At 66.7% G+C, this 12,805-nt stretch carries 13 protein-coding genes and 1 pseudogene; 9 read left to right on the forward strand and 5 right to left on the reverse strand.

What is annotated here, in order from left to right; all coding sequences use genetic code 11:
• Window positions 1-60 precede the first annotated feature (60 nt).
• On the forward strand, window positions 61-1,287 hold the full coding sequence (nhaA, locus tag AC6CID_RS22045; protein ID WP_064061040.1) for a Na+/H+ antiporter NhaA: 1,227 nt from the start codon (window positions 61-63) through the stop codon (window positions 1,285-1,287).
• Entirely contained in the window at window positions 1,284-2,552 is a 1,269-nt protein-coding gene (locus AC6CID_RS22050; protein ID WP_064060996.1) for a glycosyltransferase family 87 protein, read from the forward strand. The genes nhaA and AC6CID_RS22050 overlap by 4 nt, the downstream gene beginning before the upstream one ends.
• Here AC6CID_RS22050 and AC6CID_RS22055 read toward each other — a convergent pair.
• Together AC6CID_RS22055 and AC6CID_RS22060 are read right to left on the reverse strand one after the other, a co-directional pair.
• Complete coding sequence (locus AC6CID_RS22055; RefSeq protein WP_006552060.1) at window positions 2,525-3,235, reverse strand: FadR/GntR family transcriptional regulator; 711 nt, start codon at window positions 3,233-3,235, stop codon at window positions 2,525-2,527. The genes AC6CID_RS22050 and AC6CID_RS22055 overlap by 28 nt on opposite strands.
• Before the next feature lie 26 nt (window positions 3,236-3,261).
• A complete protein-coding gene (locus tag AC6CID_RS22060) occupies window positions 3,262-5,007 on the reverse strand; it encodes an L-lactate permease (RefSeq protein ID WP_498354463.1) in 1,746 nt (581 codons plus the stop codon).
• 200 nt (window positions 5,008-5,207) lie between these two features.
• On the opposite strand from AC6CID_RS22060, the gene AC6CID_RS22065 reads away from it, so the two are divergent.
• Genes AC6CID_RS22065 through AC6CID_RS22080 form a run of 4 tightly spaced genes read left to right on the forward strand, consistent with a single transcriptional unit; the run spans window position 5,208 to window position 8,351 of the window.
• Entirely contained in the window at window positions 5,208-5,972 is a 765-nt protein-coding gene (locus tag AC6CID_RS22065) for a (Fe-S)-binding protein (RefSeq protein ID WP_498354464.1), read from the forward strand.
• Window positions 5,969-7,471 carry a LutB/LldF family L-lactate oxidation iron-sulfur protein gene (locus AC6CID_RS22070; protein WP_006552063.1) on the forward strand — a complete coding sequence of 501 codons (1,503 nt, stop codon included), beginning with the start codon at window positions 5,969-5,971 and terminating at the stop codon, window positions 7,469-7,471. Before AC6CID_RS22065 ends, AC6CID_RS22070 begins: the two co-directional genes overlap by 4 nt.
• Window positions 7,468-8,091, forward strand: a complete 624-nt coding sequence (locus AC6CID_RS22075; protein WP_064060998.1) for a LutC/YkgG family protein — start codon at window positions 7,468-7,470, stop codon at window positions 8,089-8,091. The genes AC6CID_RS22070 and AC6CID_RS22075 overlap by 4 nt, the downstream gene beginning before the upstream one ends.
• Window positions 8,088-8,351, forward strand: a complete 264-nt coding sequence (locus AC6CID_RS22080; protein ID WP_006552065.1) for a WhiB family transcriptional regulator — start codon at window positions 8,088-8,090, stop codon at window positions 8,349-8,351. Before AC6CID_RS22075 ends, AC6CID_RS22080 begins: the two co-directional genes overlap by 4 nt.
• A gap of 502 nt (window positions 8,352-8,853) precedes the next feature.
• Here the strand turns inward: AC6CID_RS22080 and AC6CID_RS22085 are convergent.
• Window positions 8,854-9,150 (reverse strand): hypothetical protein, encoded by a 297-nt coding sequence (locus AC6CID_RS22085; protein WP_498354465.1) that lies wholly within the window; start codon window positions 9,148-9,150, stop codon window positions 8,854-8,856.
• 658 nt (window positions 9,151-9,808) lie between these two features.
• Between AC6CID_RS22085 and AC6CID_RS22090 the strand changes: the two genes are divergently transcribed.
• Both AC6CID_RS22090 and AC6CID_RS22095 read left to right on the forward strand, forming a co-directional pair.
• Entirely contained in the window at window positions 9,809-10,249 is a 441-nt protein-coding gene (locus AC6CID_RS22090; RefSeq protein WP_498354466.1) for a hypothetical protein, read from the forward strand.
• A 77-nt stretch (window positions 10,250-10,326) separates the two neighbouring features.
• A pseudogene (locus AC6CID_RS22095) lies at window positions 10,327-11,726 on the forward strand (MFS transporter).
• A 97-nt stretch (window positions 11,727-11,823) separates the two neighbouring features.
• Here the strand turns inward: AC6CID_RS22095 and ppnP are convergent.
• Window positions 11,824-12,147, reverse strand: coding sequence for a pyrimidine/purine nucleoside phosphorylase (gene ppnP, locus AC6CID_RS22100; protein WP_019289422.1), 324 nt, complete (start codon window positions 12,145-12,147; stop codon window positions 11,824-11,826).
• Between the two features lie 230 nt (window positions 12,148-12,377).
• Window positions 12,378-12,635, reverse strand: a complete 258-nt coding sequence (locus tag AC6CID_RS22105; protein ID WP_498354470.1) for a CGNR zinc finger domain-containing protein — start codon at window positions 12,633-12,635, stop codon at window positions 12,378-12,380.
• On the opposite strand from AC6CID_RS22105, the gene AC6CID_RS22110 reads away from it, so the two are divergent.
• Window positions 12,588-12,805: hypothetical protein (locus AC6CID_RS22110; RefSeq protein WP_498354471.1), on the forward strand; the 218-nt coding region annotated here is incomplete at its 3' end. The genes AC6CID_RS22105 and AC6CID_RS22110 overlap by 48 nt on opposite strands.

Consider the following 12,805-nt stretch of genomic DNA (forward strand, 5'->3'; position numbering starts at 1 on the left):
CCGAACATCTTCTCCGGAGTCCCTTTCCTCTCTCGCGGAACATGGCAGGACACACGCCGTGTGACGGAGATCCTCCGCAAGGAGACCGTCGGCGGTGTCCTGCTGCTCATCGGCGCCGTCATCGCATTGATCTGGGCGAACACCGGATGGTCGGACTCCTACCACGCCCTGCGGGAGACCCGTATCGGTCCGGCGTCATGGCACCTGGACCTGTCCCTGGGCACCTGGGCGGCCGACGGACTGCTCGCCGTGTTCTTCTTCGTCGTCGGCGTCGAGCTCAAACGGGAATTCGTCGAAGGCAGTCTGCGGGACCTGCGGCGTGCCGCCATGCCGGTGACCGCCGCCCTGGGCGGCATGATCGTCCCGGCCCTGATCTTCGCCGTCATCAATCTTCGTGGTGGCGCCGACGCGTTGAACGGATGGGCGGTCCCGACGGCCACCGACATCGCGTTCGCCGTAGCGATTCTCGCCGTCATCGGTAGTCATCTCCCGTCGGCGCTGCGAACGTTCCTGCTCACCCTCGCCGTGGTCGACGACCTGCTCGCCGTGACCGTGATCGCGGTCTTCTACACCGACGAGGTGAACCTGCTCTACCTGGGCGGGGCGCTGATCCCGTTGGCGCTGTTCGGCATCGCGCTCCGACGCGGCTTCGGTGCCTGGTGGCTCCTGGCGTCGTTGGCGGCAGTGACCTGGTGGCTGGTCCACGAATCCGGTGTGCACGCGACCATCGCCGGTGTACTGCTCGGCTTCGCGGTTCCCGTCGCCCGGCAGGTGGGGGACCGCACGATTCCGGTCGCCGAGCACGTCGAACACCGGATCCGGCCGCTGTCCGCCGGAATTGCCGTGCCGGTCTTCGCCTTCTTCGCCGCCGGCGTCACCGTCGGCGGATTCACCGGCCTGGCGAACGCCCTCACCGATCCCATCTCCGCCGGGGTGATCGCCGGTCTGGTCGTCGGCAAGGTCGTCGGAATCTTCGGGGTCAGCTACCTGGTGGCGCGCTTCACCCGAGCACATCTCGACGACGAGCTGAGTTGGGTGGACGTGCTGGGTGTGTCCCTGCTCGGCGGTATCGGCTTCACGGTGTCCCTGCTCATCGGCGACCTCGCTTACGGTGCAGGCACCGTCGCAGCCGATCACGTGAAGGTGGCCGTGCTGTGCGGATCGTTGCTCAGCGCCGCTCTGGCCTCGACTGTTCTCGTCGCCCGTAACCGTGCCTACCGCAGGATCACGGCAGCCGAGCGGGTCGACGAGGACGGCGACGGGATTCCCGACGTTTATCAGCGATGAGCGAGAGCTCGGATCGCGGTCGGGACGGTGGGCCGTGGTGGGTCCAGCCGACCGTGCGGTCACCGCAGGCTCTGCTGAAGTGTGTCTTCTGGCCGGTCGCCGTGATGCTCGTCGTCCATCGCACGGTGATCCGCGCCGTGGACGGTGCGCGCACGGACGACTTCACTGGCGTCTACCGCGCAGCCGTCGCCTTCTGGAACCGTGAACCGGTCTACACAGCGACGTACGAACACGTCGACCCGCACTACCTCTACCCGCCGTCGGGTTCGCTGCTGATCGCACCGTTCGCGGTCCTCGAACACGAACTCTCGCGATGGGCGTTCATCGGGGTCAACGCGGCGGCCGTCCTCGTCGCCGTGTATCTCGTCGTGCGGATGTTCGGGTACACGGCGCGATCGACGGTGTTCCCGATCGCGGTGACGGTCGCCTTCGCGTCCGAATCGGTGATCAACACCCTGGTGTTCACCAACATCAACGGGGTGATCCTGCTCGGCCAGGTGGCGTTCCTGACGCTGTTGCTGGCGCGGCGGGACCTCTGGGCGGGCGCGGCGATCGGGGTGACCTTCGCGATCAAACCGATTCTCGCGCCGTTGCTGTTGCTTCCCGTGCTGCGCCGCCAGAGCAAGGTTCTCCTGACCGCCGCATTGGTGCCGGTCGGGCTCACCGCATTGGCGTGGCCGTGGGCTGCGGATCCGTGGCAGTTCGTCGAACGCACCGTTCCGTATCTGTTGCAGTCCCGCGACTACTTCAACAGTTCGATCACCGGCAATGGCACCTACTACGGTCTGCCCGAACCACTGATCCTCGCGCTGCGCATCGGTTTCGCGTTCCTCGCCGCGGCCACGATGTATCTGCTCCACCGCTACCACCGGCACGACGAGGTGTTCTTCGTAGTCACCGGTGCCGGCGTGCTGATGACCGCGTCGTTCCTGCTCGGTTCGCTCGGGCAGATGTACTACTCGATGCTCCTGTTCCCGTTGCTCATGAGCGTGGTCCTCCCACAGTCCGTGATGCGGAACTGGCCGGCCTGGCTGGCGGTGTACGGCTTCCTCAGTGCCGACGAATGGTACTCGGGCAGATGGGTGGAGGCGGGACGGTATGCCGAGTACATGCGCCCTACCTGGGGGTGGTCGCTGCTGCTCATCGTGGTATTCGCGGTGCTGGTCGATCGCCGACGATCCACACGCGTCCCCGAACCGGTCACAGACCATTCGGTGGACATCGCCCGAGTCGGACGTCAGAACGCGTCGGCGCCGAAACTCTGAGTGTAGTAACCGCGGATGTGCTCGACGATGCGCTTGCGGGCGAGCGTGGCATCGCCGGCGCGGACCGCGTCGACGAGACCACGGTGCTCGTGACGCAGCCGCACGCAGGTCATGGGCCAGTCGGTACTTGGTGCGCCCGCGAGGACGTAGCTCTCGATGGAGTCGCGCAGACCGGCCATCATCGCCGCGACGACGAGGTTGCCCGCCGCGTCGGCCATCGCGACGTGGAACTGGGCATCGAGAACCAGGAACTCGGGTGCGGCCAACTCCGGATCGTCCATCGCGTCCAAGAGTTCCTCGGCCTGGATGAGTTCCGGTGCCGGGGTCCGGTCGGCCAGAGTCTGCATCACTTCCGTCTCGAGCACCAGGCGCGTGCGGACGATGTCGGAGACCGGGAAGTTCTGCGCGGCGACCTGCAGGCGCATGAGCATCGACATCCCGCCGGTGGGTCGCGAGACGATCATCGCGCCGGCGTTCGGCCCGGATCCGGTGTGGGTGCTGAGCAGACCGAGGGCTTCCATCACCCGCAGCGCCTCACGAACAGAGGACCGGCCGACGCCGAGTTGTGCGGCGAGCGTGCGCTCCGGGGGCAGACGCTGGCCCGGGCCGAGTTCTCCCGTGACCAGCATCTGCTCCAAGTGGTTGAGCACCTGCTCCCACGCACGACCCTCGGACGACGACATGACTTCAGAGCCTAGTCGATTCCGGATCAGGGAAGCATCCAGGACAACACCGGGGTGGACTGCAGGTAGACCAGCACACAGAGGAGGACGAGCATCGCGACGCTGTAGCCGATCACCTTGCGCAGCAACACCGATTCGCTGCCCGGCCGATCGACTGCGGTGGCAGCGATGGTGAGATTCTGCGGGCTGATCAGCTTGCCGACCACACCACCGGAGGTGTTCGCCGCGACCAGCAGAGTCGGGTCGATGCCGGCGGTCTGCCCGGCGGCCTGCTGCAGGCGGGCGAACAGGGCGTTGGCGGAGGTGTCCGAGCCTGTGACGGCGGTGCCGAGCCAACCGAGGATCGGGGAGAACAGGGCGAAGATCGCGCCGGTTCCGGCGAGCCACGTGCCGATCGCGACGGTTTGGCCGGACTGATTCATCACGTAGCTCAGACCCAGGACGGTGGCCACCGTGGCGATGGCGAGCTTCATCCTCACGACGGTGGTGCCAAAGGTTGCCGCGGCCCGGCGGACGGTCAGCGGGAACATGCCACCGTTGTCCCACCGTGCGTAGACGAGGGTGACGATCGCGCCGCTGAGCAGCAGCAGTGTTCCCGGCGACGACAGCCACGAGAACGTGTAGACCGCGCTGCTCGATGCGTCGCCGTTGCCCGTGATCAGATTGCCGTACAGGCCGGGCCACTCGATCTCGACGTCGGTGGCGGCGAGACGCTCCGGCAGATCGACACCGACGGTCCACAGCTTCGCGATACCGAACACCGTGATGACCAGTAGATACGGGAACAGGGCCATGACGACGCGCGAAGCGGTCAGCGATTCGTCGGCGACGGGACGCTGCGGAGCGTGAGCGCCTCCGGGTCCCTCCTTGCCGGCCTGGACCGCGACGGCATCGGTGCGGGTGCGGGTGCGTGATAGTTGGTCCTCGGGGGTCCGCGGCTTCCAGACCTGGAGCATGAGCACGGCTGCGGTGAGGCCGGCGAGCGAGGCGACGACATCGGTGAGTTCGTACGAGAAGTGGCTCGAGCACCAGAACTGGGCGAGTGCGAAGGTCGTGCCGGTGACCAGTGCGATCGGCCAGGCCTGCCGGACACCGCGACGACCGTCGACGAGGAAGAGCAGCAACAGCGGCACGAAGAGCGCCAGGACGGGTGTCTGACGGCCGACGACGGCAGCGATCTCGGTGGCGGGGATGTCGGTCAGGGCGCCGGCGGTGGTGATCGGGATGGCCATGGCGCCGAAGGCGACCGGTGCGGTGTTGGCGATCAGGACCGTGACCGCGGCCCGCAGGGCGGGCATACCGAGGGTGACGAGCATGGCGCCGGTGATCGCGACGGGTGCGCCGAATCCGGCGAGTGCTTCGAGCATGCCGCCGAAACAGAAAGCGATGAGCATCGCCTGGATCCGCATGTCGCCGTGACCGATCGAGTTGAAGATGCGCCGCAGATCCTCGAACCGGCCACTGACGACGGTGAGTTCGTAGAACCAGATCGCGGTGATCACGATCCACATCACCGGGAAGAGCCCGAAGGTGATGCCCTGCAGGGCGGACAGGCCGGCCAGCGGCGCGGGCATGTCGAAACCGATGATCGCGACGACGAGCGCGACGACGAGGGCACCGAGTCCGGAATACCAGGCCTTGAGTTTGAAGCCGGCGAGCAGGACGAAGAAGGTCAGCAGCGGCGCAAGGCCCACGAGAGCCGATGCGGTGAGGCTGCCTGCGATGGCGTCAGTGGCGGGAGTGAATGTCACCGCCGATATACGGGTTGCCACACGAAACTCCTGTGGTTGCGCCGCTGTCGGCGGCGGATGTGATTTCGACCGATGTGGTCAGACCACGTGAAGGTACACCATGGTCCGCGTCACAGTCGACCCCCTGACGGAATGTGTGGTCGATATCCGAAAATGTGCGGCGCATCTCCGGAACGTGTGGTTCAATGTGGTCAGACCACACCCCCGATGCGGAGATCTCCATGCGAATCGCCCTGTTCGCGACGTGCCTCGGCGACACGATGTTCCCGAAGGCCGTTTCGGCCACCGCCCTGCTCCTCACCCGGCTCGGGCACGACGTCGTCTTCCCCGAACGCCAGACCTGCTGCGGCCAGATGCACGTCAACACCGGTTACCAACCCGACGCGCTGCCGCTCGTCGAGAACTACGTCGATGCCTTCGACGACACCAATATCGACGCCGTCGTCGCCCCTTCCGGATCATGCGTCGGATCCGTTCGCCACCAGCACGAAATCGTCGCCTCCCGTTACGGTTCCGCGTCGTTGTGCGGGCGGGTCGACACCGTCAAGGCCAAGACGTACGAGTTGTCCGAATTCCTCGTCGACGTCCTCGGCGTCACCGACGTCGGCGCCTACTTCCCCCACCGAGTGACCTATCACCCCACCTGCCACTCGCTGCGGATGCTGCGAGTGGGGGAGAAGCCGCTCCAGCTGTTGCGGGCCGTGCGCGAGATCGACCTCGTCGAACTGCCCGAGGCCGACTCGTGCTGCGGATTCGGCGGCACCTTCGCGATCAAGAACGCCGAGACCTCCACCGCGATGCTCGCCGACAAGCTGAACAATGTCGCCGCCACCGGTGCCGAATACTGCAGCGCTGGCGACTCGTCGTGTCTGATGCACATCGGTGGCGGTCTCACACGACTGCGCACCGGTACCCGCACCATCCACCTCGCCGAGATCCTCGCCTCCGTGGAACCGGCTGTCGCCTCCAAGGGAGTGCCCGCGTGACCGCACTCGGTATGCCCGTCGTCCCGCCGCGTGGATCCGGAAATCTGCGCGGCATCAGGAAGTTTCCCGACGCAGCGCACCAGGAACTCGCGAACCCGCAGTTGCGCCGCAACATCGGCAAGGCCACCCACACGATCCGTGCCAAGCGACTGGACGTCACCGGGGAACTGCCCGACTGGGAGCAACTGCGCGACGCCGGCGCCGCCATCAAGACCGACGTGCTCAACCGCCTCCCGGAGTTGCTCACCCAGCTCGAGGAGGCGGTGACCGCGCGCGGCGGCGTGGTGCACTGGGCGGCCGACGCCGCCGAGGCCAACGCCATCGTCACCGACCTGATCCGGAAGACGGGATCCGACGAGGTCATCAAGGTCAAATCGATGGCCACCCAGGAGATCGGACTCAACGAGCACCTCGAGGAACAAGGGATCGCGGCCTACGAGACCGACCTCGCCGAGCTCATCGTCCAGCTCGGCCACGACAAGCCCTCGCACATCCTCGTGCCTGCCATCCACCGCAACCGCGCCGAGATCCGCGAGATCTTCCTGCGTGAGATGCCGGACGTCGACCCCGACCTCGACGACAACCCCCGCCATCTCGCAGCCGCGGCACGAAAATTCTTGCGACACAAGTTCATGACGGTGCCGGTTGCGGTGTCGGGCGCGAACTTCGGCATCGCCGAGACCGGCACCCTCGCCGTCGTCGAATCCGAGGGCAACGGCCGCATGTGCCTGACGCTGCCGCAGACGCTCATCACCGTCATGGGTATCGAGAAGCTGCTGCCCACCTTCCGCGACCTCGAGGTGTTCCTGCAGCTGCTGCCGCGCTCGTCGACGGGAGAGCGCATGAATCCCTACACGTCGATGTGGACCGGTGTCACCCCCGGCGACGGCCCGCAGGAATTCCACCTCGTACTGCTGGACAACGGCCGCACCGCCGCGCTCGCCGACGAGATCGGACGTGAAGCACTGCACTGCATCCGTTGCTCGGCCTGCCTGAACGTGTGCCCGGTCTACGAGCGCACCGGAGGCCACGCCTACGGCTCGACCTATCCGGGCCCGATCGGCGCCGTCCTCAGCCCGCAATTGGCCGGGATGGACGAACCCGACGACCCCAACGCCAGCCTGCCGTTCGCATCGAGCCTGTGCGGTGCCTGCTACGACGCCTGCCCCGTCAAGATCGACATCCCCTCGTTGCTGGTGGAACTGCGCCACCAGAAGGTCGAACACGCCCGCTTCGGACCCGAGGCCGCGGCGATGAAGGCCGCCTCGCTGGCCATGTCGACCTCACGACGCTGGACGGCCGCGCAGAAGGCCGCCGGGCTCGGCCGCGTCCTCGCCGGCAAGAAGGGAAAGATCACCCATCTTCCCGGTCCACTGGCCGGCTGGACAGACGCCCGCGACATGCCGGCCCCGCCGAAACAGACCTTCCGGCAATGGTGGGCATCCGACGAAGGACGTGCCGCGCTCGCGAAGGCACGCGAGGAAGGACAGCAGCGATGAGCAGTCGCGACGCGATTCTCGGCCGGATCCGTTCGGCGCAGACCCTGGCACCGCCGGTACCGGTCGAGGTACCGCGCGACTACCGTCTCGGACGCACCCTGCCGGACGCCGAACGCCGCGAGCTGTTGGTCGACCGACTGGTCGACTACAAGGCCCACGTGCACCAGAGCACGCCGGAGGATCTACCCGTCGTGCTGGCGAAGATTCTCACGGATCGCGGGGTGCGCCGCGTCGGGATCCCGGAGGGCCTGGAACGCTCGTGGATGGCGGAGTTCGGTGGCGAGGTGGTGGTCGACTCCACCGACCGACCTGCAGCCGACCTCGGTGATCTCGACGGGGTCGTCACCGGCTCTGCGGTCACCTGCGCCGAGACGGGCACGATCTTCCTCGACGGCAACCCCGACCAGGGGCGACGCGCGCTGACACTGGTCCCCGACCTGCACGTGTGTGTGGTGGCGATGGGCGACGTCGAGGTGGGAGTGCCCGAAGCGCTGGCCCGGCTCGTCCCGGAGCGGCCGATCACGATGATCAGCGGACCGTCCGCGACGTCGGACATCGAACTCGAACGCGTCGAGGGCGTGCACGGCCCCCGCACACTGGAGGTGGTGATGGTCGGATGACCATGCTGACCGAGCGTGTCCGGCCGCGACTCGGATGGCAACAGCATGCCAACTGCCGGACCTCCGACGAGTACTTCTTCTTCGCCCCGGAGGGCGAACCACCGAACATCCGCAGGCGGCGCGAGGTCGTCGCGAAGCGCATCTGCGCGAACTGCCCGGTGCTGGCCGAGTGCCGCACCCACGCGATACTCAGCGGCGAACCGCACGGAGTGTGGGGTGGACTGTCGGAACACGAACGGCTGCAACATCTCAACCACTGATCGCACACGATCTTCGGTCTTTCCGACCTCGAGAACTGCGCGGCCGCAGGTGGCGTCCCGTGCCTGATGAAGGGCAACACGTTCACTGTCTGCGGCTTCACTCGCGGGCACCTCGTATGGGTGCCGCAGCTCGCCGTCAACATTTTCGGGTACAACGCCGGATCGTGGCGCACCGATCGGCATCCCCGCGGTTCCTGGTGGATACAACCGGGGACGGTCGCGCGGACACATGGGGTTCGGCAGCGTCGATGTGTGGCTGCACAGATCGTGACCGTATTCGAACGACGGGTTCCGGCCGGTGCGTCGCATCGGCCGGAACCGCTCATCTCAGGTTCATGGTTGCCCCGATTCGAACGTGAGGACCTCGTGAGCGAGGAACCGGAAACCCGCGACGGCGGTAGACCCTCGCGGTGTCGGTGTCCTCCTCGTAGGAATGGAACCAGGTACCGATGATCGACGACGGTTCGCTCACAGTGCGTCCTGACGGGTCCGTGGTGGGTGATCAGCCGACGCGGTCCAGGATTGCGCCGATCTGATCGAGAAGCGACCGGAGCGAGGCGATCTGACGTCGCAGCTCGTCCACCTCGCCGTCGAGTGACACAAGTGCCGAGGTATCGGCTCGTGTCCCGCCGTTGCCGGACGGACCGAGCGCGAGTGGGTCCGGCTGGGCCGAGTCCATCGCCCCGAGCAGGAACGGCGCACGCGGTCCTTCCAGGTACGCCCGCATGCGGAGCGACTGCCCGGAGGTGAACATGAGCATCGCATCGCCGTCGTCGCCCCAGATGCGGCGTAGGCTCAACCAGCGACCGATCTCGTATGTCGCGGTGCGACCGAGATGGAAGGGAGGTCGCGCTGTGCCGGTGGTCCCGAAGCACGAGTGGGCGATGACGACACCGTCGGTCGCTGCCGGTCAGCCGGGGAACTGGGCGTAGTTGAGGATCTGGGACGGCGACGCGGGATCATGCGCGACGTGAACGACGACCGGAATGCTCCCGACACCTGTCGGGGCCGGTGCGCGCTGCCCTGTCCGGCGTTCCGCAGACCTCGCGGGTCGATGGGGAGTCCAGGTCGGCCATGACGGATCCTCTCCTGCTCCGGAAGCGGCATCGAATGAAGCATCACCCTCGGTGCTGCGGAACCATGCGTAGCGGACTACTCGAAAGTCCTTCCTACGGACGTGCCCATCAGGTGTGCGTCGGCGAATCGGCCTCCACCCCCGGGCATTCTGCCACCAGGACGCGCCGATTCCGGGGTCGCTCGAGCGTGCCGATGTCGAGCGACCCAGCTTCTGCTCAGGCGCCGCGAGGACAACCTGATCAAGCTTCGGCCGAGCTCGCTGTACCACACCGTTACCCGTCTCGCGGAAAGCGGACTGATCCGGCAGGGAGGGCACCGAACGCGCAGGTAATCGGCCCGAGCGCACCACCTACAGCATCACCGAGGCCGGTGCCGCGACCGTGCGGGCCCGCCTCGCCGAGACCATCCGACGCCCGGCGCGGGAGTATCCGATCTTTCCCCTCGGCCTCGCCGAATCGCACAACCTTCCGGCCGACGAGGTCGTCGTCCTCCTCGGCGAGCGCATCGACAGGCTCGAGGAGGAACTTGTCGAGTTCGACGCGATCCGCACGTGGGCCGCGGACAACGGCGTGCCGCGTCGCTACTGGGTGGCCGTCGACTTCCTCCGGGACAGGACCGCCCACGAATCGGAGTGGCTTCGTGCACTGATCGAGGAGATCCGCGACGGCTCCCTGGTGTGGCAGAGCGTCGATGCCGCCGATCGACGACTTCCGGACCCGCCCCGTGATCTCGGCCGCGACTGGGGTGCGGCGCTGACGGATGAGACTCTCGCCGAACTGCGGAGGAGCAGTGCGGAAAGTAGCGGTCCCGGTCGGTCGTAGCGCAACGACCGAACCGGGACACCTCGACCCAATAGATCGCCGCTCGTGCTCGACCGGTACGAACAGGAACGAAATCGATCCAAACCGAACGTAATCCGTGGTGGGGCCTGTCGGCCCTGGTGGTCGGGTTCTTCATGATCCTGCTGGATCTGACCATCGTCGCGGTGGCCAACCCGGCGATCATGGCCGACCTGCAGGCCGACATCAATCAGGTCGTCTGGGTGGCCAACGCATCTGCTCACCTATGCGGTGCCCCTGCTGTTCACCGGTCGTCTCGGCGACCGGTTCGGACCCAAGCACGTCTATCTCGCGGGCCTGGTGGTGTTCACCGCGGCGTCGCTGTGGTGCGCGACCTCCGGCACCATCGAGATGCTCATCGCCGCCCGCGCCGTCCAGGGACTCGGCGCGGCGCTGATGACGCCGCAGACGATGGCGATCATCACCCGCACCTTCGCGCCCGACAAGCGTGGCACCGCCATGGGTCTGTGGGGCGCGGTCGCCGGACTGGCCTCGCTGCTCGGGCCCCTCGTCGGCGGTGTACTGGTCGACTGGCAGGGCTGGAACTGGATCTTCTACATCAACGTCCCGGTCGGCATCATCGCCTTCGTGTTGGCGGCATGGCTGGTGCCCAGTCTCGAGACCCAACCGCACAAGTTCGACGTCGTCGGCGTGATCCTCAGCGGCGTCGGATTGTTCCTGCTGGTCTTCGGAATCCAGGAAGGTTCCAGCCGCGACTGGGACGTATGGACCTGGACGATGATCCTCGCGGGTATCGCGGTGATGGTGCTGTTCGTCTTCAACCAGGCGCGCAGCCATGACCGCCCTGATGGTTCCGGCCTACTTCTATCTCGAGACGGTCCGCGGATTCTCGCCCACGAAAGCCGCCCTGATCTTCGCCCCGATGGCGATCGTCACCGGTCTGACGGCACCGCTCATCGGTAAGTTCTCCGACCGGATGCCGCCCCGGGTGCTGCCCACCGTCGGCTTCACGCTCTTCTCCGCGACGATCTTCGGGTTCGCGGTGCTCATGACGCCGGACAGCCCCATCGTGCTGTTCCTGCTCATCGCCGGTATCGCCGGCCTGTCCAATTCGTGCATATGGGCGCCGCTGGCCTCCACCGCAACGCACAACCTGCCGATCCACCAGGCGGGCGCCGGTGCCGGCATCTACAACACCACCCGCCAGGTCGGTTCGGTGCTGGGCAGCGCCGCGATCGGTGCTCTGATCTCGTCGCGGATGGCCGCCCAAGGATTGGGTGAGGTGCAGGCCGGTGAGGGCGGCGGAGCCGCGATGGGAGCCGGTCTCCCGGAGCAGATCGCCGAGAAGTTCAGCATCGTGCTGAGCCAGTCGATGCTCCTGCCCGCCTCGGTCCTGATCATCGGGATCGTGGCGTCGGCGATGTTCGTCGGCCACGCCTCGTCGCAGCGGAAGGCGCAGGCCGGCACTTCGGCCGACCGCGCAGTGGTCACCGGCTGAGTCGGGTTCGTATGTAGTGGCCCGGTCGCCACGAACGGAAGAACGCTCCCACCGAGCAGGACTCGGTGGGAGCGTTCTCGTTCGCTGGGGAGTGTGGTCAGCCGTAGTGGCAGACGTAGCTGACGGCTTCGGTGACCTCGATGTCGAACGACGAGTCGCCGGGCACCGAGAAGGAGTCGCCTGCGCCGTAGGAGGTCCAGTCCTCGCTGCCGGCGAGCCGGACGCGGCACGCGCCGCTGTGCAGCTCCATGACCTCGGGATCAGCGGTGCCGAAGTTCAGGGTCGCGGGCAGGATCACGCCGGCCGACTTGCGGGTTCCATCTGCCAGATGGAAGTTGTGGCTGACGCACTTGCCGTCGAAGTAGACGTTGGCACGCGGGTCGAGCGTCACGTTGGCGTAGGTCGAAGTCGGCTCACTCATGGGCTGGAGCGTAGCGAGGCGGGTGCAGGTCGCCGGTCGTCGGGGTCGGTGTGCGCCCGTCCGTCGCGAGGTGTATCTCAGGGGACCTTCACGGAGTCGACAATGTCGAGGTCCTCGAGCTGGTCTCGGTGCAGGAGGAACTGGCGCGGATCGGAACCGAGCTCGCCGACCGCTACGCCCGCTGACCGCAGATGGCGTTCGACGGGAGGCTCACAATGCAGAAGTGAGGCTCACAACCCGGAGGGTCGACCACCAGGGTTGTGAGCCTCGCTTTTCGGTTGTGAGCCTTCTGCGGGATGCGATTTCCGGCGCGTCCTTGCGGCGCGAGCGACACGTGCGCGATTGCCGCACACGTCACTGCACCAGTGCTGACGTGCGTTGAGTCGGGTGAAGTACAGCACGCACCGTGGTGCCTCGCACTTGCACAGCAAGGTTGCCGCGTGACCGGTTACCGCTGTGATTGCGGATACGGCGATTTCGGCGACCAATTCCTCGAACGGGTCGTGGGAGTCCGTGGTCCAGCGGACGTGGAGGCGATCGTCACCGACAACGATGCCGGGAGTGATGCGTGTGCGATCGAGCACCGTGCGCAGGTGGGCCGCTGCCTGGGCCGGATCACCGTCGAGCGTGTCGCGGTAGACGGAGCCGAGCGTGTCAG

It is taken from the genome of Rhodococcus sp. GQ147, from assembly GCF_059759155.1.